This is a genomic window from Mesorhizobium sp. M2A.F.Ca.ET.043.05.1.1, from assembly GCF_003952445.1.
Taxonomy (GTDB): domain Bacteria; phylum Pseudomonadota; class Alphaproteobacteria; order Rhizobiales; family Rhizobiaceae; genus Mesorhizobium.
Map to the genome: position 1 here is coordinate 16,137 of NZ_CP034446.1, position 26,655 is coordinate 42,791.

21 protein-coding genes and 2 pseudogenes are annotated in these 26,655 nt (G+C 64.1%); 9 read left to right on the forward strand and 14 right to left on the reverse strand.

Features of this window, described 5'->3' with window-relative positions:
- The first annotated feature begins 10 nt into the window (after window positions 1–10).
- The 8 genes and pseudogenes from EJ069_RS00085 to EJ069_RS00120 all read left to right on the forward strand — a co-directional run bounded on the left by EJ069_RS00085 (window position 11) and on the right by EJ069_RS00120 (window position 8,953).
- Window positions 11–1,183: an iron-containing alcohol dehydrogenase gene (locus EJ069_RS00085; protein ID WP_126059528.1), complete on the forward strand. Its 1,173-nt coding sequence runs from the start codon at window positions 11–13 to the stop codon at window positions 1,181–1,183.
- Window positions 1,184–1,426: 243 nt separating this feature from the next.
- On the forward strand, window positions 1,427–2,533 hold the full coding sequence (locus EJ069_RS00090; protein WP_126059529.1) for an ABC transporter substrate-binding protein: 1,107 nt from the start codon (window positions 1,427–1,429) through the stop codon (window positions 2,531–2,533).
- 64 nt (window positions 2,534–2,597) lie between these two features.
- Window positions 2,598–3,515 carry an ABC transporter permease subunit gene (locus tag EJ069_RS00095; RefSeq protein WP_126059530.1) on the forward strand — a complete coding sequence of 306 codons (918 nt, stop codon included), beginning with the start codon at window positions 2,598–2,600 and terminating at the stop codon, window positions 3,513–3,515.
- Window positions 3,512–4,303 (forward strand): ABC transporter permease, encoded by a 792-nt coding sequence (locus tag EJ069_RS00100; protein ID WP_126059531.1) that lies wholly within the window; start codon window positions 3,512–3,514, stop codon window positions 4,301–4,303. The genes EJ069_RS00095 and EJ069_RS00100 overlap by 4 nt, the downstream gene beginning before the upstream one ends.
- Window positions 4,304–4,318: 15 nt before the next feature.
- Window positions 4,319–5,382, forward strand: a pseudogene (locus tag EJ069_RS00105) (ABC transporter ATP-binding protein).
- 145 nt (window positions 5,383–5,527) lie between these two features.
- Window positions 5,528–7,078, forward strand: coding sequence for a sodium:proton antiporter (locus tag EJ069_RS00110; protein WP_126059532.1), 1,551 nt, complete (start codon window positions 5,528–5,530; stop codon window positions 7,076–7,078).
- A gap of 105 nt (window positions 7,079–7,183) precedes the next feature.
- Window positions 7,184–8,100: pseudogene (locus EJ069_RS00115) on the forward strand (endonuclease/exonuclease/phosphatase family protein).
- Window positions 8,101–8,107: 7 nt separating this feature from the next.
- Window positions 8,108–8,953 carry an EamA family transporter gene (locus EJ069_RS00120; protein WP_126059533.1) on the forward strand — a complete coding sequence of 282 codons (846 nt, stop codon included), beginning with the start codon at window positions 8,108–8,110 and terminating at the stop codon, window positions 8,951–8,953.
- Between the two features lie 7 nt (window positions 8,954–8,960).
- Here the strand turns inward: EJ069_RS00120 and EJ069_RS00125 are convergent, their stop codons facing one another.
- From EJ069_RS00125 to EJ069_RS00195, 14 genes are all read right to left on the reverse strand, one after another.
- Window positions 8,961–10,178, reverse strand: a complete 1,218-nt coding sequence (locus EJ069_RS00125; RefSeq protein ID WP_126059534.1) for an MFS transporter — start codon at window positions 10,176–10,178, stop codon at window positions 8,961–8,963.
- A 93-nt stretch (window positions 10,179–10,271) separates the two neighbouring features.
- A complete protein-coding gene (locus tag EJ069_RS00130; RefSeq protein ID WP_126059535.1) occupies window positions 10,272–10,589 on the reverse strand; it encodes a Dabb family protein in 318 nt (105 codons plus the stop codon).
- 10 nt (window positions 10,590–10,599) lie between these two features.
- Window positions 10,600–12,228, reverse strand: a complete 1,629-nt coding sequence (locus EJ069_RS00135; protein ID WP_126059536.1) for a GMC family oxidoreductase N-terminal domain-containing protein — start codon at window positions 12,226–12,228, stop codon at window positions 10,600–10,602.
- Window positions 12,229–12,234: 6 nt separating this feature from the next.
- On the reverse strand, window positions 12,235–12,996 hold the full coding sequence (locus EJ069_RS00140; RefSeq protein WP_126059537.1) for a 3-ketoacyl-ACP reductase: 762 nt from the start codon (window positions 12,994–12,996) through the stop codon (window positions 12,235–12,237).
- A 208-nt stretch (window positions 12,997–13,204) separates the two neighbouring features.
- Window positions 13,205–14,707, reverse strand: a complete 1,503-nt coding sequence (locus EJ069_RS00150) for a GMC family oxidoreductase (RefSeq protein WP_126059538.1) — start codon at window positions 14,705–14,707, stop codon at window positions 13,205–13,207.
- A gap of 61 nt (window positions 14,708–14,768) precedes the next feature.
- Window positions 14,769–15,884: an ABC transporter ATP-binding protein gene (locus EJ069_RS00155; protein ID WP_126059539.1), complete on the reverse strand. Its 1,116-nt coding sequence runs from the start codon at window positions 15,882–15,884 to the stop codon at window positions 14,769–14,771.
- A 21-nt stretch (window positions 15,885–15,905) separates the two neighbouring features.
- Window positions 15,906–16,850 carry a carbohydrate ABC transporter permease gene (locus EJ069_RS00160; protein WP_126059540.1) on the reverse strand — a complete coding sequence of 315 codons (945 nt, stop codon included), beginning with the start codon at window positions 16,848–16,850 and terminating at the stop codon, window positions 15,906–15,908.
- The gene (locus tag EJ069_RS00165) at window positions 16,847–17,806 is read right to left on the reverse strand and encodes a sugar ABC transporter permease (protein ID WP_126059541.1); all 960 of its coding nucleotides are present in this window, start codon (window positions 17,804–17,806) and stop codon (window positions 16,847–16,849) included. Before EJ069_RS00165 ends, EJ069_RS00160 begins: the two co-directional genes overlap by 4 nt.
- A gap of 126 nt (window positions 17,807–17,932) precedes the next feature.
- The gene (locus EJ069_RS00170) at window positions 17,933–19,186 is read right to left on the reverse strand and encodes an ABC transporter substrate-binding protein (protein WP_126059542.1); all 1,254 of its coding nucleotides are present in this window, start codon (window positions 19,184–19,186) and stop codon (window positions 17,933–17,935) included.
- 58 nt (window positions 19,187–19,244) lie between these two features.
- Window positions 19,245–20,756, reverse strand: coding sequence for an aldehyde dehydrogenase family protein (locus tag EJ069_RS00175; RefSeq protein WP_126064590.1), 1,512 nt, complete (start codon window positions 20,754–20,756; stop codon window positions 19,245–19,247).
- Between the two features lie 10 nt (window positions 20,757–20,766).
- Window positions 20,767–21,540, reverse strand: a complete 774-nt coding sequence (locus EJ069_RS00180) for an enoyl-CoA hydratase/isomerase family protein (RefSeq protein ID WP_126059543.1) — start codon at window positions 21,538–21,540, stop codon at window positions 20,767–20,769.
- Window positions 21,533–23,134, reverse strand: coding sequence for an acyl CoA:acetate/3-ketoacid CoA transferase (locus tag EJ069_RS00185; RefSeq protein WP_126059544.1), 1,602 nt, complete (start codon window positions 23,132–23,134; stop codon window positions 21,533–21,535). The genes EJ069_RS00180 and EJ069_RS00185 overlap by 8 nt, the downstream gene beginning before the upstream one ends.
- Window positions 23,131–24,147, reverse strand: coding sequence for a Gfo/Idh/MocA family oxidoreductase (locus EJ069_RS00190; protein WP_126059545.1), 1,017 nt, complete (start codon window positions 24,145–24,147; stop codon window positions 23,131–23,133). The genes EJ069_RS00185 and EJ069_RS00190 overlap by 4 nt, the downstream gene beginning before the upstream one ends.
- Window positions 24,144–25,187, reverse strand: coding sequence for a LacI family DNA-binding transcriptional regulator (locus EJ069_RS00195; protein ID WP_126059546.1), 1,044 nt, complete (start codon window positions 25,185–25,187; stop codon window positions 24,144–24,146). The genes EJ069_RS00190 and EJ069_RS00195 overlap by 4 nt, the downstream gene beginning before the upstream one ends.
- Before the next feature lie 241 nt (window positions 25,188–25,428).
- Between EJ069_RS00195 and EJ069_RS00200 the strand changes: the two genes are divergently transcribed.
- Window positions 25,429–26,583, forward strand: a complete 1,155-nt coding sequence (locus tag EJ069_RS00200; RefSeq protein WP_126059547.1) for a dihydrodipicolinate synthase family protein — start codon at window positions 25,429–25,431, stop codon at window positions 26,581–26,583.
- The last annotated feature ends 72 nt before the right edge of the window (window positions 26,584–26,655 follow it).

Genomic DNA, 26,655 nt, shown 5'->3' on the forward strand with positions numbered 1-26,655 from the left:
AAGACAAAAAATGTCCAAGCTGATCTCCAAATGGAACTACCCCACCACCGTCCGTTTCGGCGCCGGGCGCATCAAGGAATTGCCTGATGTGCTCAATGCGACGGGCATCAAGCGGCCGCTCTTCGTCACCGATCCGGGCCTTGCGAAGCTGCCCGTCGTCGCCTCGACGCTGAAGATCCTCGACGATGCCAAGATCCCGTACGGCGTCTTCTCGGAGGTGAGGCCCAACCCGGTCGAGTCCAATCTCACCGCCGGCATCGCGGTGTTCAAGAAGGGCAAGCATGACGGCGTCATCGCCTTCGGCGGCGGCTCCGCGCTCGACCTCGGCAAGCTCATCGCCTTCCAGGCCGGGCAGACACGGCCCGTTTGGGATTTCGAGGATGTCGGCGACTGGTGGACCCGGGCCAATTCGGACGTGATTGCGCCGATCATCGCGGTGCCGACCACGGCGGGCACGGGATCCGAGGTCGGCCGCGCCGGCGTCATCACCAATGAGGAGACCCACACCAAGAAGGTCATCTTCCATCCGAAGCTTCTGCCGGCGATCGTCATTGCCGATCCGGAACTGTCGGTCGGCATGCCGCCCTTCATCACCGCCGGCACCGGCATGGACGCGCTGGCGCACTGCCTGGAGGCCTATTGCGCGCCGGGCTATCATCCGATGGCAGACGGCATCGCCGTGGAAGGCATCCGACTGGTGTTCGAGAACCTGCCGAAGGCCTTCGCCAACGGCAAGGATCTGGTCGCGCGCGCCCATATGATGAGCGCGGCGGCCATGGGCGCCACCGCTTTCCAGAAGGGGTTGGGGGCCATCCATTCGCTGTCACATCCGATCGGCGCGCTCTACGACACCCATCACGGCATGACCAATGCGGTGTTCATGCCCTATGTGCTGGCCTTCAACCGCGAGGCGATCGAGGAGCGCATCGCGCGGCTCGCCGCCTATTGCGGCATCAAGGGCGGCTTCGACGGCTTCGCCAAGGCCATCATCAAGCTGCGCAAGGAGCTCAAGGTGCCGCACGCGCTCCCCGGCCTGATCAAGGGGCTCGACATGGATAAGAAGCGCAAGACCCTGATCGCCGACATGGCGGTGGTCGATCCGACCGCCGGCGGCAACCCCGTGAAGCTCACCAAGAAAGCAGCGCTGACGCTGCTCGAAAACGCCATCGCCGGCTCCGTCTGAGAGCCGGCCTCGATGCCGAGGATTTGAATAAGGGAACACTCGAGGAAAGGGAGGAGGGGCAAAATCAAGGCAGCTAACCATTAGCCGGAAAATTAAGCGCGGGCTAATTGCTACAGTCCGTTAAAAAGAGTTAACTTTTTTCGCTGTGGGGCTCCGGTTTCAAAAAGCCTTCATCTGGCTGTCACACGAAAACGATACCCGCATCGCAGGCGCTTAACCGCGCCAGTTCAACGGAGAGAACACATGTTCAAGTTCACGGGGAAAGTGCTTTCCCTCTCGGCCGCGGCGCTCTTTGCGTCGACGATGATTTCGTCCGCGGATTCGCTGGACGATCTCGTCAAGGCCGCGAAGGCGGAAGGCCAGCTCACTGTCATCGCGCTTCCGCATGACTGGTGCGGCTATGGGGCAGTGATCGACGCTTTCAAGGCTAAGTATCCGGAAATCACCATCAACGAACTCAACCCGGACGCCGGCTCGGGCGACGAGGTCGAGGCGATCAAGGCCAACAAAGACAATAAAGGCCCGCAGGCGCCTGACGTCATCGACGTCGGCCTGTCCTTCGGTCCGACCGCCAAGAAAGACGGCCTTCTGATGCCCTACAAGGTATCGACCTGGGACTCGATCCCGGATAGCGCCAAGGACGCCGATGGCGCCTGGACTGGCGACTACTACGGCGTGCTTTCCTTCGAGGTGAACAAGGATCTGGTCAAGGAATCGCCAGCCGATTGGGCCGACCTGCAGAAGGCGGAATTCGCCAACACGGTCGCGCTCGCCGGTGATCCGCGTGCTTCGAACCAAGCGATCCAGGGCGTCTATGCCGCCGGCCTCTCGACGGGTGCGGCCGCTGGCGAAGCCGCCGGCACCGCCGGTCTCGACTTCTTCAAGAAGCTCAACGCCGCCGGCAATTTCGTTCCGGTCGTCGGTAAGTCCGCGACGCTGGCCCAGGGCCAGACGCCCATCCTGATCACCTGGGACTACAACGCGCTTGCCGGCCGCGACACGCTGAAGGGCAACCCGCCCGTCGACGTCATCGTGCCGAAGACTGGCGTCGTCGCCGGCGTCTACGTGCAGGCGATCAGCGCCTTTGCGCCGCATCCGAACGCCGCCAAGCTGTGGCTGGAGTATCTCTACTCCGACGAAGGCCAGATCGGCTGGCTGAAGGGCTACTGCCATCCTATCCGCTTCAACGATCTCGCCAAGAACGGCAAGATCCCGGCGGATGTGTTGGCCAAGCTGCCGCCGGCCGAGTCCTATGCCGCGGCCGTGTTCCCGACGCTCGATGAGCAGGCCAAGGCCAAGGAAGTCATCAGCAAGAACTGGGACGCCACCGTCGGCGCCAACGTGAAGTAAGACTTGAAATGCACCGGGCGGCCAAGCGGCCGCCCGGCGTTCTCTCGAAGACGGTGCCGGGCGCATGACCGATCTCTCGCTTTCAAATCAGTCGATTGCCAGCAAACCGCTACCGCCAGCCGCGGCGACCGCCTTTCGCTTTCCGATGCAGTGGGTGGGTGTCGCACCCTTCTTCGTCTTCGTCCTGATGTTCCTGATCCTGCCGACGATCTATCTCGTGATCGGCGCGTTCCAGACAGGCGACGGTCAATTCACCCTCGACAACATCCTGCAACTGGTGAGCGATCCGTCGATCAGCAACTCCTACTGGGTATCAATCAAGATCAGCTTCTGGTCGGCCATCATCGGCGCGTTCGCCGGGCTGGCCATCGCCATCGCCATCGTGCGCGGCGGATTGCCCAGCTGGGTCCGTTCCGCGACCCTGACCTTCTCGGGCGTCGCCTCGAATTTTGCCGGCTTGCCGCTGGCCTTCGCCTTCATCGCGACACTGGGCCGCGTCGGCATCGTAACCGTGCTGCTGCGCGACATATTCAATCTGAACATCTATGCGATGGGCTTCAATTTCCTGACCACGTGGGGCCTGATCGTGGTCTATCTGTTCTTCCAGATCCCGCTGATGATCGTGATCATCGTGCCGGCGATCGACGGTTTGAAGAAGGAATGGAACGAAGCCGCTGCAACGCTTGGCGCCACGCAGTGGCAGTACTGGCGCATGGTGGTGATCCCGGTGCTGTTTCCGAGCTTCCTTGGCACCGTTATCCTTCTGTTCGCCAACGCCTTCGGCGCCATCGCGACCGCTTATGCCTTCTCCGGCCCGCAGCTCAACATCGTTCCGATCAAGCTCTACTCGCAGATCAATGGCGATGTGCTGCACAACCCGCAACTCGGCTATGCGATCGCCTTCGGCATGATCGTCATCACCGGGCTGGCGAACGTCTTCTACATCTGGTTCCGGACCCGCTCCGAGAGGTGGCTGAAATGAAGTCGGGCAAGTTCTGGGCCTGGGTCGTCTTCGCAATCGGCACCGCCTATTTCTTCATTCCGCTGCTGGCGACATTCGAGTTTTCGATGCGCATGCGGCGCGGTGTCCATTCCTTCGACGCCTATCAGGTCGTGCTCGGCGATCCACGCTTTCAGGCGACCTTCCTGTATTCGGTGGTGGCGGCGATCTGCACGATCATACTCGGCGTGCTGATCGTGGTGCCGGCGGCCTACTGGATCCGGCTGCGCCTGCCGCAGCTCAGGCCGATCGTGGAGTTCATCACGCTGTTGCCGCTGGTTATCCCGGCCATCGTCATCGTCTTCGGCTACATCAGGATGTACGGCTCGAACTCGCCGCTGCCATTCTTGTCCAGCGATCTGGGCGCCAGCGCCCTGCTGGTGATCGGCTATGCGACGCTGGCGCTGCCTTACATGTACCGCGCCGTCGATACGGGCCTGCGCACCATCGATGTCAGGACGCTGACCGAAGCGGCGCAGATCCTCGGCGCCGGCTGGACCACGATCATCACACGGGTTATTCTGCCCAATGTGCTGATCGCGGTGCTGTCGGGCGCCTTCCTGACCTTCGCGATCGTTATCGGCGAGTTCACGATGGCCAGCCTGCTCAACCGGCCGGCGTTCGGGCCGTATCTGCAGAACATCGGCGCCAACCGCGCCTACGAGCCGGCGGCACTTGCCATCATCGCCTTCGCCATCACCTGGGGCTGCATGTCGCTGATCCAGATCCTGTCCCGTTTCGCGCCGAAATCGGCGAACCGACCGAATTGAGCTGAGAGAAAAGCCATGGCCGAGCCATTCCTGTCCATCCAGCATGTGCGAAAGTCCTACGGCGCCAACACCGTGGTGCAGGATTTCAGCCTCGACGTCGAACCCGGCGAATTCGTTTCCTTCCTCGGGCCGTCCGGCTGCGGCAAGACGACGGTGCTGCGCATGGTCGCCGGCTTCGAGGAGCCCTCGGCTGGCAAGATCGTCGTCGGCGGCAAGGACATCACAAGGCTGAAGCCCAATCAGCGCAATGTCGGCATGGTGTTCCAGGCCTATGCGTTGTTCCCGAACCTGACGGTGGCGCAGAACATCGCCTTCGGCCTGAAGGTGGCCGGCATGTCGAAGCCGGACGCAGACAAGCGCGTCGCCGAGATGCTCGACATGATCAAGCTGCCGCAGATGGCCGACCGCTATCCCTACCAGCTTTCAGGCGGCCAGCAGCAGCGCATCGCATTGGCCCGCGCCATCGCGCCGAAGCCGAAGTTGCTGCTGCTCGACGAGCCGCTGTCGGCGCTCGACGCCAAGGTGCGTGTGTCGCTGCGCGAGGAAATCCGTTCGATCCAGAAGAAGCTCGGCATCACCACCATCTTCGTCACACATGACCAGGAAGAGGCGCTGTCGATCTCAGACCGCATCGCGGTGATGTATGGCGGCAGGGCCGAACAGGTCGGCACGCCGTTCGAGATCTACAACCGGCCGGCAACCAAGTTCGTCGCCAATTTCGTCGGCACGCTCAACGTGCTGGAGGGCAAGGTCACGGACGCCGCCTCGGGCAAGGTGCAGGTCAACAGCCAGGAAGTCTCGCTCAAAGGCAAGCTCAACGGCTCCAAGTCCGGTGACACGCTGTCGCTCGCGCTGCGGCCGGAAGCAATCTCGCTGGGCCGGCAGCCCGGCCATGACGCCAGCCTGTCGGGGAGATCGCCGAAGTGCACTTCCTCGGCTCGGTCATCCGCGTGCGCGTCGGCATCGGCGGCAACACGGTGTCGCTCGACACCTTCAACAATTCCACGACGCCGCCGCCGGTCGTCGGCGACAAGGCGGATATCTCGTTTTCATCCGGCGATATGCTGGTCCTGCATTAGGGAAGAGTGAATGGTGAATAGTAAATGGTGAATGGCGATCGGCACTTTACGTGCTCGAAATCTTCCGATGATGACCATTCACCATTTACTATTCACCATTCATTTTTGCAGTGCCAAACGCCTGGTTCCATCGCTACGATGAACCATGGCCCTGTTTGAGCTCACCCTTGTCCTGCTTCTGATCGCCGTCGCGCTGACGGCGCTGTCGCGCCGGCTCGAGGTTCCCTATCCGTCGCTGCTGGCGCTTGCAGGCGTTGCGCTGGCCTTCGTGCCGGGCGCACCAACGATCGAGATCGATCCGGAACTGGCGCTGGCGCTGTTCATCGCGCCGGTGCTGCTCGACGCCGCCTATGACACCTCGCTGCGCGACCTGAAGCGCTATCGGCTGTCGCTGCTGCTTTTGGCGCTCGGCGCCGTCGTCTTCACCACGGTGGTGGTTGCCTTCGTCGGCTGGAAGATGGCTGGGCTGCCGGTCGCAGCGGCGATCGCGCTCGGCGCCATCGTCGCCCCACCCGACGCGGTCGCGGCAAGCGCCGTGCTCGGCCAGTTCAAGGTGCCGCACCGCATCACAGCCATCCTTCAAGGCGAGAGCCTGCTCAACGATGCCACCGCGCTGCTGATCTACCGGATATCGGTCTCGGCGGCCATCGGCTCGGTCATGCTCAAGGACGCGGTGCCCGTCATACTGCTTGCAACGGTCGGCAGCGTCGTCGCCGGCTATGTGTTCGGCCGAGTGTCGCTGCTCGCGCTGACGCGTATCGAGGATGCGGCAAGCAGCACCGTGGTGCAGTTCGCCGGAACCTTCGCGGTCTGGATCATTGCCGACAAGCTCGGCCTCTCGGCCATCATCACCATCGTCGTCTATGCCATCACCATCGCGCGCACCGCGCCTCGCCACATTTCGGCGAGGCGCCGCGTCAGCACCTATTCGGTCTGGGAATCGGCGGTGTTCGTGCTCAACGTGCTGGCCTTCGTGCTGATGGGCTTGCAGGCGCGGTCGATCGTGGGTCGGCTCTCCGGCGGCGGGCAAGGCGAAGCCTTTCTGTTCGCCGCGACGGTGCTGGCCGTCGTCATCGTGGCGCGCATCGTCTGGGTGCAGGGTTACGTCGCGATCATGCGGCGGTCCCGCTTCAAAAGCGAATACCGAAAGCGGGATGCGCCGACGTTTCGCGGCGCCGTGCTTGTCGGCTGGTGTGGCATGCGCGGGCTGGTGACGTTGGTTGCAGCCATTGCCCTGCCGGCCGGTTTTCCCGGCCGCGACCCGATCGTGCTGGCCGCCTTCGCGGTCGTTCTCGGCACGCTGGTGCTGCAAGGCATCACCCTGAAACCGCTGCTGCGCTGGCTCAACTTCGATCGCGACACGACGATAGACCGGGAAGTCGCCCAGGCACGCGTCGCCATTATGCAGGCCGCGCTCGACGTGCTGAGCCGCAAGACGTCGGCCGCGGCTGCCGTGGTGCGCGAGCAATATGAAGCGCAGCGTCAGATCGCGGAGAATCCGGAAAATGCTGAGGCGGCGACCGAATACGACCGGCTGCGCCTTTATGCGATCAACCGGCAGCGCGACACGCTGGAGGAATTGCGCCGCAACGGCACGATCGGGGACGAGGCCTATCACCGGCTGGAAGAAGAGATCGACTGGTCGGAACTGGCGGCGTCACCTGCGGGAAGCTACCAGCCGCTGACGACCAATTAGAGCGGCTCGCAGACCGTCGGCTGGATCATTCGCCTGCCTACGCGGCACATTGCAACGCCACAGGTGGCACGCTACTGCGATCCTCAGAAGTGAGCCGCTTAATCAATGAAGCTGATCAGCTACAACATCCAGTACGGCTACGGCAGCGACGGGCGCTATGATCTTTCCCGCGCCGCCAGGCTTGTGGACGGCGCCGATATCATCGCGCTGCAGGAGGTCGAGCGGCATTGGCTGCGCACCAATGAGGACGACCAGCCCGAGATCCTGTCCAGGCTGTTGCCCGGCTATTACTGGGCCTACGGCCCCGCCTTCGACATGGACGCCAGCGACAAGCGCGACGGTCGCGTCGTCAACCGCCGGCGGCAGTTCGGCACGATGGTGCTGTCGAAGCTGCCGATCGTCTGGTCGCGGCTGCATGCGCTGCCGATGCGCCGAACGCTGAGACCGCTCAACACCCGCAACGCGGCGCTGGAATGCATGATCCGCACGCCGGCCGGACCGGTGCGGGTGCTTTCCCTCCATCTGGCGCATATTGCGGCCGAGGAGCGGCTGGAGCAGATCGACTATCTGCTGGCCGAGCATCGTCGCGCGCCATCCGATGGCGGCCCGTGGAGCGGCGCCGACGACGAGCCACAGCGCAACTGGTCGAACGGCCAGGCGGAACCCGAAAACCCTCAGGCGGCGATCTGGCTTGGCGATTTCAACATGGAGCCGGGCAGCGCCGAATACCGGCGCATCGTCGGCAATACGCCCTACCATCCCAGCGCTGCTTATATCGACGGGTTCGTCGATGCCGCCGCCGTCGCCAGCGAGCCTGGGCCGGATTTCCACACGCATGAAAAGATCATCGACGGCAGGTTCGCAAAACGCCGGCTCGACCATTGCTTCGTCGGGGCATGCTGGCCGGGCGCGTGCGTTCGGTCAGCGCCGATATCGGCGAAGTGGCTTCCGACCATTTTCCGCTGAGGGTCGATATCGACCTGGAAACGCCGGGCATCGGCTCAAGTTTGGCGGGCAGGTGAGGCGGGCATGACGCTGTTCGTCTTCCTGGCTGTGCTCTCGGCGGCGGCCATGCACGCGATCTGGAACGCGCTGGTCAAGGTGCATCTCGACCGCTTCCTGTCGATCACGCTGATGACGCTCGGCATGGGCGCCGCGGCGCTCGTGGTGCTGCCCTTCGTCGAGGTGCCGAAGGCCGAGGTCTGGCCGTTCATCCTCGCCTCGGTTTTCTTCCACATGGGCTACCGGACATTCCTGATCGGCGCCTACAAAGCCGGCGATTTCGCCCAGACCTATCCGCTGGCGCGCGGCACCGCGCCGCTGCTTTCGGCGCTGGGCGGCATCGTGCTGGTCGGGGAGGTGCCTGCGCCGCTTGCCATCCTCGGCATCGTGCTGTTGTCGATCGGCACGCTGGTCATGTCGTTTCGCGGCGGCGCGCATCTGGAGAAGCTCAATCTGCGCGCCGTCGGCTTCGCGCTCGGCACGTCGATCTTCATCGCCAGCTACACGCTTTCCGACGGCAGCGGCGCGCGGCTGGCGGCGACCGCGACGAGCTATGCCGCCTGGCTGTTCGTCTGCGATGCGACGTGGGCGCTGGTGCTGTGCATTGCCTTTCGCGGACCGCAATCGCTTCCGGTGCTGGCTCGCGACTGGAAAGCCGGACTGTTCACCGGCGTGCTCAGCGGCGCGGCCTACTGGATCGTCATGTGGGCGATGACCAAGGCGCCCATCGCCTCTGTCGCGTCGCTGCGCGAAACCTCGATCCTGTTCGCCATGCTGATCTCGGTGCTGGCGCTGGGCGAGAAGATGACGGCCTGGCGCGCCACGGCCGCGCTCGGCATCGTCGCCGGTGTCGTCGCGCTGAGAATGGGTTGACTGCCATTCACCCGAACACGGTCATCACCTGGCCGCGCTTCTCGGGGCTGAAGCGGATGACGACGATGATGCAGACCGCAACCACGCCGGCAAACAGCGCCAGCGCATAACCGTAGCTGCCTCCCGGCGCTTCGGCGATGCCGGCCTGGTATGGGCCGCCATAGGAAGCAGCCAGATTGCCGGCCTGATAGATGAAACCCGGCAGGGTCGCCCGCACGGAGCCCGGCGACAATTCGTTGAGATGCACGGGGATGACGCCCCAGGCGCCTTGCACGGCCACCTGCATGATGAAGGCGCCGATCGCCAGCATGAAAGGCGTGGTCGTATAGGCCCAGAGCGGGATCGCTGGCAGGGCGATCACGCAGGCCAGCGTGATGGCGTTGATGCGGCCGATCTTCTCCGACAGCGCGCCGAAGGCCAAGCCGCCGACAATGGCGCCGATATTGGCGACGATGGTGATCCAACTCACCGTGTGCGGGTCGAAACCGTGCTGCTTCTTCAGGAAGGTCGGGTAGAGGTCCTGCGTACCATGGCTGAAGAAGTTGAAGAACGTCATCAGCACCACGGCATAGAGGGCGATGCCCCAGTGCTTCCGCAGCGTTTCGAGAAGACCGGGCCGCGCCTGCGAACGGCCTTCGACGAAAGCAGGCGATTCCGGCACATGAGAACGGATGAACAGCACGATCAGCGCCGGCACGAAGCTCAAGAGGAACATGGCGCGCCAGCCGATGTTGAAGTCGCCGATCCTTTGCCCGTAGAGCAGCCCGTAAGCAACGGCGGCCAGCAAATAGCCAGCCGGATAGCCGCATTGCAGGATACCCGAGACCATGCCTCGCGCGCCAGGTGGGATGGACTCCATGGCAAGCGAGCTGCCCAGGCCCCATTCGCCGCCCATCGCGATGCCGAACAGGGCGCGCAGCGCAAGGAATATGCCGAGATTGGGCGAGAACGCTGCCAAGGCGCCGATCACTGAATAGCTGACGATATTCAGCATCAGGATTGGCTTGCGGCCGTATTTGTCGGCAAGCATGCCGAAGAAGAACGCACCGATGAAGCGCGTGGCCAAGGTCAAGAACAGCGCCTTGGAGACGGCCGGGACGTCAGTCTGGAATTCAGCGGCAATATCGGTGAGCAGGAAAGTCAGAAGGAAGAAATCAAATGCGTCGAGCGTCCAGCCCAGAAAGGACGCGACTACGGTTTTCTTCTGCTCGCTGGTGAGGTTCAAGGCGGTGCTCCTTTTGTGTCCCCAAAAGGAGCGATATGTTCCACGGCGGTCAAAAGAGAACGGGACAGCTGCCGGTTTTAAGCCGGCGAGCGGTCACATTTGCGTCACCTCGAGATCGATGACCATCAACCCCTCGGTGCCGCCTTGCAGGGCCGCGACAAGGCGCGCGCCGGCGCGCTGATGCGCCTCGTGCACAAGATAGGCGTCACGGGCGGCGGCATCGCGGAAGTCGATGGTGAAGCCATGCGTGAAGCCGCGCGCGAACGGCTCCGGGCTGACATTGGCGCTGAAATGCACCTTGCCCATGCCGTCGATGACGGCGCGCAGCGCTTCGAGATCGGCATGGATCGCCGCGCGCTCGGCCGTGGGAATATCCTCGCGGAAGCGGACAAAGACGCAATGGCGGATCACTGTTTTCTCCTCAAGCCGCCTGATTGCCATTGAACACGGCCGGCGGCAACGGCTCGCGGCCTAGGATGAGGTCGGCACCCTTTTCGCCGACCATGATGGTCGGCGCATTGGTGTTGGAAGAGGGGACTCGCGGCATCACCGAGGCGTCGCAGACGCGCAAGCCCTCGATGCCGCGCAGCCTGAGATCGGGCGTCACGACCGCCATCGCGTCATGGCCCATGCGGCAGGTGCCGACAGGATGATGATCGGTCTTGGAGGTGCGGCAGGCATAATCGAAAAGGTCTGCGTCGCTCTGCAGGTTCGAACCCGGAAGCACCTCGCGCAACACATAGGTCTGTAGCGCCTTCTGCCGCATGATCTCGCGCGCCAGCCTGAGGCCCTTGATCGACATGTCGCGGTCATACGGGTCGGACCAGTAGTTCGGATCGATCAGCGGGTGGTCGGCCGGGTCGGCGCTCTTCAGCCGCACCGTGCCGCGCGAGCGGGGACGCAGGAAGGCGGAGTTCAGCGTCACGCCCGGGTTCCTCAGCTTCTCGACGCCGGCCTCGATGCCAGAGCCGAGGCCGAGATGGAACTGGATGTCGGGCGAGGCGGCCGTCGGGTCGGCGTACCAGAAGCCGCCGGTCTCAAACAGGCTCGAGGCGACCGGACCCTTCTTGAGCAAGAGGTACTGCAGCCCGGCCCATAGGGTGCGGTGCAGCTTGGCGTAGTTGTCGTAGGTGTGGTCGCCGGTGCATTCGGCGATCACGAACAGGTCGAGATGATCCTGCATGTTGGAGCCGACGCCGGGCAGGTCATGCACCGGCATCACGCCCACCGACTTCAGATGATCGGCGGGGCCGATGCCCGACTGCATCAGGAGCTTGGGCGAGCCGACCGCGCCCGACGAGACGATTACCTCGCGTTCGGCGCGCAGGATGGTCTTTTCGCCACCTGGCCTGTCGACGACCTCGACCCCGATAGCGCGGCCTTTCTCGATGACGACGCGGGTGACGAGAACGTCCGTCCGCACCGTCAGGTTCTTGCGGGCGCCGATCGGCTTCAGATAGGCGACGGAGGCGGACGAGCGCCGCGCATTCTTTTGGGTCAGCTGGTAGTAGCCGACGCCTTCTTGGGCAGCGCCATTGAAGTCCGGGTTGAAGGGTATGCCCATTTCCTGGCCGGCGCGGAAATAGGCCTCGCAGATCGGCAGCGGCGAGATCGGATTGGAGACGCCGAGCGGACCCTGGTCACCATGAAAATCGTTGGCGAAGCGTTGGTTGTTCTCGGCGCGCTTGAAATAGGGCAGCACGTCGCGATAGCCCCAGCCGGCGAGCCCCTCTTCCTTCTCCCAGGCGTCGTAGTCGCGGGCGTTGCCGCGCGTGTAGATCTGGGCGTTGATCGACGAGCCGCCGCCGACCACCTTGGCCTGCGTGTACCAGAAGACACGATCCTTCATGTTCTTCTGCGGCACGGTCGACCAGCCCCAGGAGGCGATGCCCTTGGTCATCTTGGCGAAGCCCGCCGGCATGTGGATCAGCGGATGCCAGTCCTTGCCGCCGGCTTCCAGAAGCAGGACGGAATTGCCCGGATCCTCGCTCAGCCGGTTGGCGAGAACGCAGCCGGCCGGGCCGGCGCCAACAATGATGTAGTCAGCCATTGTTCCTCACAAGCGTGGCACCGAGAGCGCGCCGTCGACATCGATGACCGATCCGGTCGAAAAGCCGAATTTGCCGGAGGCTAGCGCGGCCACCACGGCGCCGATGTCGGCGGCTTCGCCCCAGCGTCTTGCCGGCACCAGGCCGTCCTCGATCAGCGCGTCATATTTGGCGGAGACGCCCGCGGTCATATCGGTGCGGATGATGCCCGGCCGTACCTCGAACACGCCGATGTTCTCGGGCGCGAGCCGCAGAGCCAGATTCTTCACCCACATTGAAAGGCCGGCTTTGGAAATGCAGTAGTCGGCTCGTTCCGGCGAAGCCATGTTGGCGCTGACCGAAGTGATGGTGATGATCGATCTGGCAGCGGTTGCGGGTGTCGCCAGCATAGCCTTGGCGACGGCCTGGCTGAGGAACACCGTCCCGCGCAAATTGATGTTCAAGGCGCGGTCGAAATTCTCGGGCTTCAGCTCCAGCAGGTCGCCGCGCACAACAGCGCCGATGCCGGCATTGTTGACCAGGCAATCGATGCGACCGAAGACGTCCATGGCCGCTTCAACGAGCGCGGCGTGGCCCGCGAGATCGGCGATGTCGCAATGTGCGTAAGTGAATTTCGCGCCCCGCCCCATGATCGTGTCGGCAAGGCCGTCGGCAGGTCTCTCGGCAAGATCGGCCACCAGAATGTCGAAGCCAGCATCCGCCAATGCCTCGGCGCAGGCCAGCCCTATGCCGCGCGCGCCGCCCGTGACGATGGCTGCCGGGCGGGTCATGGGAGACTGACCCTGGGGAGGTCAGTGCTGCCCCTCATCGCCCTGCCGGGCACTTCTCCCCGTATAGAGACGGGGAGAAGGACGCTGTCGTCCGCTCCTCCGCCAATCGCCAGCGTGGCAGAATGGGTGTCGGCGGCGCGGCCAGCGTTCTTCTCCCCGTTCACGGGGAGAAGGTGCCGGCAGGCGGATGAGGGGCGGCGCCGACGGATCATGAGGAAAGCTCCGTCTTGCGGAGATAGTCAGCAACCCGCAGCGCCTGCGCCGCGATCGACAGCGCCGGATTGACCGCGGCCGAGGTCGGCAGGAAGCCGCCGTCGACGACGAACAGGTTCCGGTGATCCCAAGCGCGGCAGAAGGTGTCGAGCGGGGAGGTGGCCGGGTCGTTGCCCATCTTCACCGTGCCGCATTGGTGCGAGGGCGTGCGCTTGTCGAAGGGGCGCGACAGCACGATCGGATAGCCGCAGGCGCGCAGGTTCTCGCGCATGACCTTGGTCAGGCCTTCGAGCGACTGCATGTTCGAGCGCCGCCACTGCATGACGATCTCCTTGCCGTCGACCATGATGCGGCTTTCGGGGTCGGGCAGGTCCTCGCACATCAGGTACCAGTCGACGGCGTGGCCGGCCATGAAGTCGAGCACGAATTTCGGCATCGTCTTCACATTGGCCTTGAGCATGTTGCCGTCGATCTTGCCGAGCAGCTGCACATTGCCAAGCGGCTTGCCGCCCTTGCCGTCCGACAGATAGTAATCGTTGAGCATCAGCGTCTTCTGGTAGACGCTGTCGTTGCGGCGACGCGGATCGATCGCCAGCATGGCGCTCGAATTGTGGTTCATGAAATTGCGCCCGACCTGGTCGGAGCTGTTGGCGAGGCCTTTGCCTTTCGCCGAGGGTGAGCGCAGCAGGATGGCGGCCGAGTTGATCGCGCCCGCCGAGAGGATGACCAGCTTCGGCGACAGCGTCTTTTGCGCGCCATCTTGCGTGTAGTGGATGGCGGCGATCGTCTTGCCGTCCGGCGCGGTTTCGAGCCAGTCGACATGGGCGCCGGTTTCCAGTCGAATGCTCGGGTCCTTCAGCGCTTCCGTCAGGGGCCCGGTCTGCGCGTCGATCTTGCCCTGGCCGGTGTTGGGGAACGCGTCCCAGCCGGTCTTGCCGTCCTTCAGCCAGGTCTCGATGTCGACGCCGAGCGGCAGCGAAGCGGGGTGTAGACCGAGGCTCTTCAACTCGGCGCGGGCGCGGGCAATCGCCGGCTCGTCCGGCACCGGCTTGAAGGGATAGGGGATCGAATGGAGCGGCTCGGTCGGGTCCTCGCCCAGCGTGCCGCGCACGCGAAAGAGCTGCTCGGCCTTCGAGTACCAAGGCTCGAATTCGTCATAGCAAAACGGCCAGGCCGGCGACACGCCGCCGAAATGCTCGAGCTCGGAGAAATCCTCCTTGCGGTAGCGGATCAGCACTGCGCCGAAGAATTTCGAATTGCCGCCGACATAGTAGTAATTGCCGGGGTTGAAGGCGGCCCCGCCAGCCTCGCGCCACATCTCCTTCGGACGATAATACTCGTCGAGGAAGATCGATCGCGTCGAGCGCGCGTGTGGCGTCGCGGGCAGCGGCTCGCCGCGCTCCAGGATCAGGATCGAGGCGCCGCTGCCGGCCAAGCCGGAGGCGATCGTGGCGCCGCCGATGCCGGAGCCGATGATGACGATATCCGGGTTTGTCATGGTTCTTTGTTTTGATGCATGTCGTTGCCCCAAAACCGGACCCACCTTTGGGCGACATGCATTAGAGGATGCGCTTCTCGGTCGCCGGGTCGAAGAACACCGCCTTGCTGAGGTTGAAGGCCAAGGGCGTGCTGGTGCCGGGCTGGATCCTGGCATCGGCTCGCAGCCGCGCCACCACGCCCTTGCCGCCGAGATTGGTGACCGCGAAGGTGTCGGAGCCGGCCGGCTCAACCACCTCGATGTGGCAGTCGGCGGTAGCGATGGCGGACCCGTTGCGTTCGGCGCCTTCCGGATCGGTCAGCGCTTCGGGACGGACACCGAAGATGACCTGCTTGTCCTTGAAGGCCGACAGACCGGCGGGCGCGCCGGGCATCGGCAGCACGATCGGCTGGCGCGACTCGCGGCCCAGCACCACCGAAAGGCCGGCGCCATTGCCGTCGATCTTGGCCGGGATCAGGTTCATCGCCGGCGAGCCCATGAAGTCGGCGACGAAGATGTTGGTCGGGTTGTTGTAGATCTCGGCCGGCGTGCCGAATTGCTGCACTTCGCCGTCGCGCATCACCGCGATCTTGGTCGCCAAGGTCATCGCCTCGATCTGGTCGTGCGTGACATAGACGATCGTCGTGCCGGTCGTGGCATGCAGGCGCTTGATCTCGATGCGCATGTCGACACGCAGCTTGGCGTCGAGGTTGGAGAGCGGCTCGTCGAACAGGAAGAGCTTCGGGTCGCGCACCAGCGCCCGGCCCATGGCGACGCGCTGGCGCTGGCCGCCGGAAAGCTGGCTGGGCTTGCGGTTGAGCAGGTGGCCGATCTGCAGGATCTTGGCGACCTTGTCGATCGCCGCCTGGCGCTCGGCGGCCGGCACGCCGCGCATCTCCATCCCGAAGGCGATGTTTCCGGCAACCGTCATGTTGGGGTAGAGCGCGTAGCTCTGGAACACCATGGCGATGTCGCGCTTCGAAGGGTGCAGATCGTTGATGGCGCGGCCATCGACGCGGATCTCGCCCTCGGTGATCTGCTCCAGGCCGGCGATGGTGTTGAGCAGCGTGGACTTGCCGCAGCCGGACGGACCGACCAGCACCAGGAAGCCGCCCTTTTCGAGCTCGACATTGATGCCCTTCAGGATCTCGACGCTCCCGAAGCGCTTCTTCAGCCCATCAATTTCCAGAAAAGCCATGGTCGTTCCTTCCGAATGGGGTCAGCCCTTGACCGCGCCGGCCATCAGCCCGCGCACGAAATAGCGGCCGGCGACGACGTAGACGATCAGGGTGGGGAGCGCGGCGATCATCGCCGCGGCCATGTTGACATTGTACTCGACGACGCCGGTCGAGGTGTTGACGACATTGTTCAGCGCCACCGTCATCGGCATCACGTCGCCGGAGCCGGCATAGGCGGAGGCGAACAGGAAGTCGTTCCAGATGTTGGTGAACTGGTAGATCACCGTCACAACGATGATCGGCAGCGAATTGGGCAGCATGATGCGGCGGAAGATCTGGAAGAAGGATGCTCCGTCGACCTGCGCCGCCTTGATCAACTCGGTCGGGAAGGCTTCGTAATAGTTGCGGAAGAAAAGCGTGGTGAAGCCAAGGCCGTAGACCACGTGAACGAAGACGAGATTGACGGTCGAATTGCCAAGGCCAAAATTGAAGCCGGTGGCGTTCTGCAAGGTGACGCCGAAGCGTCCGAGGCTGCCGAGAATGGTCGCCATCGGCAACAGCACCGACTGGAACGGGATGAAGCAGGCGAACAGCATCATCGCGAAGACCAGCGTGTGGCCACGGAAGCGCCATTTGGTCAACACGTAGCCGTTAAGCGCGCCAAGCAGCGTCGAGATCAGCACCGCCGGCACGACCATCTTGATAGAGTTCCAGAAATAGCCCTTCATGCCGACGCAGGTCAGACCCGAGCAAACTTCGCTCCACGCCTTTATCCATGGTGCGAAAGTCGGCGCATGCGGCAGCGCCAGCATGTTGCCGTTCTGGATCTCGTCCATGGTTTTGAACGAGGTGACCAGCATGACGAACAGCGGCATCAGGTAGGAGATCGCGAAAAGCGCGAGCAAGCCGTAGATGACGATGCGGTTGATCGTCCTGGCGCTCATGCCGCTCGAAGCCTGGCGGGCGGGTGAAGTGACGGCGCTCATCGCGACTTCTCCCTGAGCTCGGAATAGAGATACGGAACAATGATGGCCGTGATGGTCATCAGCATGATCACGGCGCTGGCCGAGCCGACGGCCATCTCGTTGCGCTTGAAAGTGAACTCATACATGAAGTTCGACGGCAGCCAGGCCGAGCCGCCGGGGCCGCCGCTGGTCAGCGCCACGACCAGGTCATAGGACTTGATGGCCAGATGCGCGAGCACGATGAAGGCCGAGAGGAACACCGGCCGCAGCAGCGGAATGACGATGCGGCGGTAAAGCTGGAAGGTGGAAGCGCCGTCGATCTGCGCCGCCTTCATGATCTCGCCGTCGATGCCGCGCAGGCCGGCCAGGAACATCGCCATGATGAAGCCGGAAGCCTGCCAGACGCCGGCGATGACGACCGTGTAGATGACGAAATCCTTGTTCTTGATCCAGTCGAAGTGGAAGCTCGTCCAGCCCCATTGATGCAGCGTCTGCTCCAGCCCGAGGCCGGGGTCGAGGAACCATTTCCAGGCGACGCCGGTGACGATGAAGGAGAGCGCCATCGGGTAGAGATAGATCGGGCGCAGGACGCCTTCGCCGCGGATCTTCTGGTCGAGCAGGATGGCCAGGAACAGGCCGAGCGCCAGGCAGATGAGGATATAGAGGAAGCCGAAAATGCCCATATTGGTGATCGAGGTGTACCAGCTCGACGGCGGGTCGCTCTCGAAGGTCCATCGCCACAGCCGCTGATAGGCGCGGGGGCCAGTGATGGCATAGGACGGGAAGGTCTTGGAATTGGTGAAGGACAGATAGATCGTCCACAGGATGAAGCCGTAGACGAAGACGATCGTCGCCGCGAAGCTCGGCGCCAGAACGATCTTCGGCAACAGATCCTGCAGCCGCGAACGGACCGACGCGCCGGGACGGGCGTCGTGCTCCGGTGTCAGCTTGATCTGGGTTTCGGCAACTGTGCTCATCGGCTTGTCCAGTTCCGGTTGGTCGGAAACCGCCCGGCGCGAAAACGCACCAGGGTTGTCCCACACCTTTCGTCGACAGGAAGACCTCCCCCGCCGAAGCGGGGGAGACCTGAGTTCAAGCGAAGCTTACTTCGCGTCGTCGATCGCCTTGACCAGCTCGGTCACGGCCTCGTCGGAGCTCTTGATCTGACCATGGACGAATTTCGACACGACGTCCTTGTAGGCGTTGGCGACGGCCGGCGGAGCGCCATAGCCCTGCGCCAGCGAGCCGAACAGCGTGCCGCCTTCATTGGCCTTCTTCAGGTCGGCGATGCCCTTCTTGCCGCAAGCGTCGAAATCGGTGTCCGGCACGTCGGTGCGGGCCGGGACCGAACCCTTCACCACGTTGAAGGCCGACTGGAAGCTCTTCGACAAAGTGGCGGTGGCCAGCGCGACCTGGGCGGCCTTGCGATCCTCCGGGACGTTGAACATGCCGAACATGTCGGAGTTGTAGATCACCGAGCCGTCGGTGCCCGGGAAGCGGTAGCAGAGGAAGTCGGTGCCCGGGGTCTTGTTGGCGGCGTGGAACTCGCCCTTGGCCCAGTCGCCCATCACCTGAACCAGCGCGTCGCCCTTGATGACCATGGCGGTGGCGAGGTTCCAGTCGCGGCCCGAGAAGTTTGGGTCGACATATTTGACGAGCTTGGCGAGGTTGTCGAACGACTTCTTCATCGTGTCGGACTTGAGCGAGTCCTCATCGAGGTCGTTCATCGCCTTCTTGTAGAACTCCGGCCCGCCGGTCGACAGCACGACGGAGTCGAACATGGTGGCTTCCTGCCAGTTCTGGCCGCCCAGCGCGAGCGGGATGACGCCGGCAGCCTTGGCCTTGTCGAGCAGAGCCACGAAGTCGTCGAAGGTTTTCGGCTCGGTGCCGCCGATCTTGTCCATCACCGCCTTGTTGATCCATAGCCAGTTGACGGAGTGGACGTTGACCGGTGCGGCAACCCACTTGCCGTCATAGACGGAGAACTTCTGCAGGGCGGCCGGAACCGACTTGTCCCAGCCTTCTTTCTTGGCGGTCTCGGTCAGGTCGCCCATGACGCCGGCGGCGGCATAGTCGAGCACGGTGTAGCCGAGCATCTGCGAGGCGGTCGGATAGTTGCCGGCCGCGACCATCGCCTTCAGCGCGGTCATGGCGGCGTCGCCGCCGCCGCCGGCCACCGGCACGTCCTTCCAGGCATAGCCTTCCTTGGCCAGATCCTGCTTCAGCACGTTCAGGGCAGCCGCTTCGCCGCCCGACGTCCACCAATGCAGCATCTGCACTTCCTTGACGTCCGCGGCATGCGCCGAGAACGCAAAGCTCGTCGCAAGAGCCGTTCCGATAAGCAGTTTGCGCAACATGTACTACCTCCCTTGTTGCATTCACATAACCGGCGGGTGTCCGCCGGGGTCTCCCAACTCAGCCGACCCACCAACCGGTGCGCTGGCCGCGATGAAACTGGATGGTCTTTTCCTCGGTATAATCCTCGACAGCTCGTTTGCCGAGTTCGCGTCCCAGACCGGACTGCTTGTAACCCCCGAAAGGCAGCTCTGGGTAACCTTCCATGAACGTGTTCACCCAGACCGTCCCCGAACGCACACCGCGCGCCACCGACATGCATGTGTCGATGCTGGCGCTCCACACCCCTGCGGACAAACCATAGGGCGTGTTGTTGGCAATGTGCAATGCCTTTTCAATCGTTTCAAAAGTGAGCACGGACAGCACCGGACCGAACACTTCCTCGCGCGCGATCACCATATCTTCCGTGACGTTACGGACGATGGTCGGATCGAGATATTGGCCGGCGTTGGATTGAAGCCGAGTGCCGCCGCTGAAAACGCTGCCGCCGCCGGTTTGCGCCGCCGTTACATAGCCGGCTACCTTTTCCATATGGTCGGCCGAGATCATGGCGCCGACCTTGGTGCGGCCGTCGAGCGGATCGCCGACTTTCACCTGCTCGGCCAGCGCCTTGACGGCGCCGAGAAAGTCGTCGGCGATCGCCGCATGCACGATCAGGCGGCTGCCGGCATTGCAGCACTCGCCGGCGTTGAAGAAGCCGCCGAACACCGCGGCATCGGCCGCCGCTTCGAGATCGGCATCGGGGAAGACGATCTGGCCGTTCTTGCCGCCGAGCTCCATCGAAACCTTCTTCAAGGAGTTCGAGGCAGCGGCCATGGTCATCTTGCCGACGCGGGTCGAGCCGGTGAAGGAGACCATCTCGACCAGCGGATGGCTGACCATCGGCGCGCCGACATCGGCGCCGTAGCCGGCGAGGATGTTGACGACGCCGGCCGGCAGACCGGCTTCGAGCAGGATGTCGCCGAGCACGAAAGTCGAGGCCGACGTCATCTCGCTCGGCTTCACCACCGCCGTGCAGCCGGCGGCGAGCGCGAAGGGCAGCTTTTGGCTGATGATCAGGAAGGGGAAGTTCCACGGCGTGATGATCGAGACGACGCCGATCGGTTCGCGCAGCACTACGCCCAACATATCGTCGCCGAGATTGGCATAGCTCTCGCCATGCAGCGTGCGGGCGAGCGAAGCGGCATAGCGCCAGATGTCGATCGCGCCGCCGATCTCGCCGCGCGCCTGGGCGATCGGCTTGCCGGATTCCAGCGCATCGAGTCGGGCGATCTGTTCCAGGCTGCTTTCAATAAGGTCGGCAGCCTTGAGCAGAACGGCGGCGCGTTCCGACGCTTTCATGCGCGGCCAGGGGCCGGTCTCGAACGCCTTGTGCGCGGCCTGGACCGCCGCCTCGACCTCCGCTGCGCCTGCCTGCGCGTAGCGCGAGACGATAAAACCGTGGCCGGGGCTGGCGCGCTCGATGCTGCGGCCGTCACGGGCTTCGACATGCTTGCCGTCGATCAGAAGCTTGTAGGCCTTCGGCGCCTGGGACGCCTCTTTCGGCATGGCAATGTTGAGCGGTGCGTTCATCATGTCTTCTCTAGGATCTCGAAAAGGCCGGCTTCTGCTTGGCCTTGAAGGCGCCGACGCCGGCTTTGAGGTCACTTGTCAGCGCAATGAAGCCGCTGGCCAGCGCCTCGGTCGCGGCTGCGTCTTCCTCGCCCTCGGCAACGCCGATCATCAGCTTGGCGGCTTCGATCGCCAGCGGGCCGCGCTCGGCGATCTTTTCGGCCCAGGTTCTGGCCTCGTCGAAAGCCTTGCCGGTTTCGACCAGCCGGTCGACGATGCCGTGCGCGAGCGCGTCGGCCGCCATGAAAACCTCGCCGCCAATCGCCATCCGACGCACGACCTGTGCGCCGAAACGGCGCACGGCGCGCTGCGTGCCCGACCATCCGGGAACGACGCCGATCGAGGTTTCCGGGAAGCCGAGTTTTATCTGCGCCTCAGCGACGCGGAAATCGCAGGCCGCGGCCAGTTCCAGCCCGCCGCCCAGCGCATGGCCGGACAGAACCGCAATGGTCGGTTGCCGCAGCCGCGCCAGCCGGTCGAAGACGCGGTGGCCATAGCGCACCCATTGCACCTGGAAATCGGCGGCGCTCATCGCGCCCCAGGCTTCGACGTCGCCGCCGGCGCAAAAGCCCTTGCCTTCACCACGGATGAGCACGACGCGGACGCCCTCGGCCAGTTCGGCCTCGTCGAGTGCCGCTTCCAGCGCACGCAGCATCGGGATGTCGAGCGCGTTGAATTTTTCCGGACGGCGCAGCGTGACGATGCCGATGGCGCCATCCTGCTCGAAGGTGACAAGCTCAGCCATGCGCGCCTCCGACCGAGGCACCGCCGTTCAGCGACAGGCCGACCGGCCGGTCCTGATAGAGCGCCGCCGGCGTGACCTTGAGGTCATTGGCGACGCCAAGCGGGATCTCGGCCTGCGCCAGCACATCGCGTTCGAGGTCCACACCCGGAGCCAGTTCCGTGACCATCAAACCGTCCGGCGTCAGCTTCATGACGCAGCGCTCGGTGACATAGGTGATGTCCTGCCCTTGAGCGACCGCGCGTTTTCCCGAGAAGGAGATGTGCTCGACCTCCTCGACGATCTTCTTGACCTTGCCTTCCTGGTCGATGCGGATGCCCCCGTTGGCCAGCGAAAGCTTGGCGCCGGCATTGAAGAAGCCGGAGAAGACGATCTTCTTCGCCCGCGACGTGATGTCGACGAAGCCGCCGGCGCCGGCCGTGACATGCGGGCGGGCCGAAAGCTTCGAGACGTTGACCGAGCCATGGCGGTCGATCTGCAGGAATGAGAGTAGCGAGGCGTCGAAGCCGCCGGCCTGGAAATAGATGAACTGGTGCGGCGAGGGCATGATTGCCTCGGCGTTGGACGCGCAGCCGAACTTGAAGTCGAGCAGCGGCACGCCGCCGACCGCGCCCTGCTCGATCACCCAGGTGACCTTGCCGTGCTGGCCTTCCTCCAAGAGGATGCGCGGCACGTTGGCGGAGATGCCGAAGCCGATGTTGACGGCCATGCCGTCGCGCAATTCCATGGCGACGCGGCGCGCGATGACCTTCTGGATGTTCATCTCCGGCGTGCGGAAACTCGACAGCGGCCGGAAGATTTCGCCCGAGATCGCCGGGTCGTAAAGCGTCTGCGTCGTCTGCAACTGGTCGGGCGCAACCACGATATGGTCGACCAGCACGCCGGGAACGCGCACGTCATGCGGCTTCAGCGTGCCGTTCTCGACGACGCGCTTCACCTGCGCAATGACAATGCCGCCATTGTTGCGGGCAGCCAGCGCCTGCTCCAGCCCGCCGAGATAGGCGCCTTCATGCTCGTAGGTGAGGTTGCCGCGCTCGTCGGCGGAGGTGGCGCGGATGATCGAGATGTTGGGCACGATCGCGCGGAAATAGAGCCATTCCTCGCCGTCGAACTGCTCAACCGAAACGATCGGCTCGCTGGCCGCCCCGTTCATGGCGCAGCCCTGATGGCGCGGGTCGGCGAAGGTGTCGAGGCCGACCTTGGTCAGCACGCCGGGCCGCTTGGCGGCGGCTTCGCGATGCATATCGAACAGGATGCCCGACGGCACATTGTAGGCGGCGACCGAATTGTCGCCGATCATCTTCCAGATCTGCGGTGGCTCGGCGGAGGAGGGGCCGGACGGGTAGGAGCCGCACAGAGTCCGCTTCAACAGGCCGGGCTTTGCGAGATGGTCGATGCCCTTGATTCCATACATGTCGCCGGCGGCGATCGGGTGCAGCGTCGTGATATTCTTCGGGTGGCCTTCCGCGTCGAAGCGCTCGCCGATCGCGGCAAGCACGGCGTCGGGGCAGCCAAGGCCGCTCGACGACGACACCGAGACGGTCATGCCGTCCTTGATCAGGCTGGCGGCATAAGCCGCCGAGACGAGCTTGCTCAATCGAGGCTCCCAAGTTGGGGGTCGATGGTCACGGCCTTGCCGGTCTTCGACGATTGCAGCGCGGCCTCGGCCGAAGCCAGCGACCAGATGCCGTCCTCGCCGGTGGCGGCAGGCTGGCCTTCGCCGCGGATCGCGGCGTGGAACTGGCGGACCGAGCGCGTGTAGAGGTCCTCGCGGTCGAAGCTCAGTTCTTCTTCGCCCTTGGCCGTGCGCAGCAGCACCGAGCCGATCGGCTTCTGCGTCATCACATTGGCGGCGATGAGCGAGCCTTCCGTCCCGTGCACCTCGAAGCCAGTGCCGGCATATTTTGTCGTGAAACCTTCGTGCGATTGGGCGATGACGCCGGACTTGAAGCGCCAGATGCACATGGCGCCGTCCTCCAGCCCGCTTCCAGCCATGCCGGCCGATTGCGTGAAGGCCGAAACCTCGACCGGATCGTCGCCGAGCACGAAGCGCAGCGTGTCGGCATCGTGCACGGTGATGTCGAGCACCACGCCGCCGCCGGCCTCTGGCCTGGTGATACGCCAGCCTTGCAGGTTTTCCGGCAGAAAGACCGAGTGGAAGACGCGCGCCGCGACCGGCTTGCCGATGCGGCCGGCGGCGATCGCCTCGCGCATCGCCCGGTGCGCGCCGGCATTGCGCAGATGGTGATTGGTGCCGAAGACGATGCCGGCTTCTTTGGCCGCCGCGACCATCTTGCGCGCATCGGCGCTGGTCAGCGCCAGAGGTTTCTCGCACAGCACATGCTTGCCGGCCTTGATCGCGGCCATGCCCTGTTCGAGATGCAACTCGTTGGTGGTGGAGATGTAAACGGCGTCGATGTCCGAGTTGAGCAGAGCGTCGACAGTCGAGACAGCGGCAGGAATGCCGTTCTCGCGGGCATAGGTCTCCGCGCGCTCCGCGTTCGAACTCATCACAACCGCGACCTCGCCATCGGCCTGCGCGCGGATGGCGTTGATCATGAACTGCTTGGCGATCGTGCTGGCGCCGATCAATCCCCATCGCACGCTCATGCCGCGTCTCCCACCTGGCTGGTGCGGTCCGGACCGCTGCTTTCCCGCACGACGAGGCTGACGGCGCCGATATGGTCCTCGGCGCGCGTGGTGCGCGACTGGATCATCTTCAGCACGACATGGGCGGCGCGCTCGCCGAGCCCCGCGGTATCGACGGCAACGCTGGTCAGCGCCGGGCTGTAATGCTCGGCCTCGGCGACGTCGTCGAAGCCGACGACGGCGAAGTCCGCTCCCGCCTCGAGGCCGTGCTTGCGCAGCGCCAGAATGACACCGAAGGCAACCGCGTCGTTGAAGCAAAGGGCCGCCGTCGGCGGATCGGGCATGGCCAGCGCCGTCTCCAGGCAGGCCATGCCGCCCTTGCGGCTGGTCTCGCCCTCGACGATCGTCCGATCGGAAACCGGAATGGTGAACGCCTCGCAGGCTTCGAGGAACCCGCCCAGACGCTCCTGATAGACGACGAGGTCGGACGAGCCGCCGAAGAAGGCGAGGCGGCGATGGCCCTTGCGGATCAGGTGCTCGGTGGCAAGGCAGGCGCCGCGACGATTGTCGGGCGCGATCGCCGGGATGCGGCTTTCGGGCAGCCTGCGCATGGCGAACACCACGGGCACGCCCGCCGCTTCGATGCGCCGGAAAGCCCCAGGCGTCGTGCCGCGCGCCGGCGAGACGATCAGGCCGGCGACGCCCTGCTCCATCATCGACTTCAGCACCTCTTCCTGTCGCACCGGATTCTCCGCCGTGTTGGCGATAAAGGGGACGACGCCGGCCGCCTGGAAGACGCGCTCCATGCCGACCGCAAGCTCGGCGAAGAAGGGATTGGTGAGATCGTTGATCACCATGCCGATGACGTTGGAATGGGCCTTGCGCAGATTGGCGGCGCCGCGGTTGTAGACATAGCCGACATCCTCGATCGCCTTGCGCACCTTGGTCGCGGTTTCAGGCCGGATCAGCCCGCTGCCCTGCAGCACGAGCGACACCGTCGATTTGGACACGCCGGCCTCGCGGGCAATGTCCAGGATCGTCGCCTTGGCCCGGCTGGCCATCCTCGTTCCGTCCTCCACGGTTCTGAGTAAATTTATTGGAACGTTCTAATCACCGTTCCAAATCAGAGTCAATCGTGATTCCTGCGAGATTTGAAAAATTGATCGATGCGGCTCAGAACTCCCGTCAATGCAAGCGTTTCTCCACGGCGGAACCATGCCTTGCCGGCTCGAATCCCAAGATCATAAAGCTTCTTGATCTATTGGAACGTTCCATTTATAGGAGCCGCAACGGGAGAGTTCCATGGACATCATCTTGCCTGCGGCAAACGGCGACCGGACCAGCTACCGGCTTGTCGGCAAGCCGGTCGAGCCGAGCAAGAACGCGCATTTTTCGCGCATCGCCTATGCCGCCGCCCATGTCGTCGCCGACCCCATCGCCATGACCAATCCGTGGTCGCGGCCAGCGGTCGACTGGGACAAGACCATGGCGTTCCGTCATCATCTGTGGCGGCTCGGCTTCCGCATCGCCGAGGCCATGGACACGTCTCAGCGCGGCATGGGTTTCGACTGGGCGAGCGCCAAGGAGCTGATCCGCCGCTCGATTGCGGAGGCCAAGACGGTGCCCGGCGCCGATCTCGCTTCAGGGGCGGGGACCGATTACCTGGCGCCGGCGGCGGCCAAAACGCTCGACGACGTCATCGGCGCCTATGAGGAGCAGTTCGGCTTCATCGAAGGCAAGGGCGGCAAGGCGATCATGATGGCGAGCCGCGCGCTGGCGGCGGTGGCAAGGGGGCCGGAGGATTATGTCCGCGTCTACGACCGCATCCTGTCGCAGGCCTCCGGCAAGGTCATCCTGCACTGGCTGGGCGACATGTTCGACCCGGCGCTCAGGGGTTATTGGGGCAGCAGTGATTTCGACGCGGCGCTGGATACGGTCGTGGCCATCATCGAGCGCCATGCGGACAAGGTCGAGGGCATCAAGATATCGCTGCTCGATGCCGGCAAGGAAGTGCAGTTGCGCGACCGGCTGCCCGAAGGCGTCGTGATGTTCACCGGCGACGATTTCAACTACCCGGAGCTGATCGCCGGCGACGGCAGGCGGCATTCGCATGCGCTGCTCGGCATCTTCGACGCCATCGCGCCGGTCGCCAACGCCGCGCTGGCGAAGCTTGCGCAAGGCGACAAGGCCGGTTACGACGCGCTGATGGCGCCGACCGTGCCGCTGTCGCGAAAAATCTTCGAAGCGCCGACCGAATACTATAAGGCCGGCATCGTCTTCATGGCCTGGCTGAACGGGCATCAGGACCATTTCACCATGGTCGGCGGCATGCAGTCGGCGCGCGGCATATGCCATTATGCGGACGTGTTCCGCCTCTCCGACCAGGCCGGCCTGCTGGCCGATCCCGACCTTGCCTCCGCCAGGATGAAGAGCCTGCTGGCGACGGCCGGCATGTGAATCGATCGCCCCGCGGCGATTTGCGTTCCGCCGGCAAACCTGTATTCGCTTGCCAAAATCGCGTTGCACCAA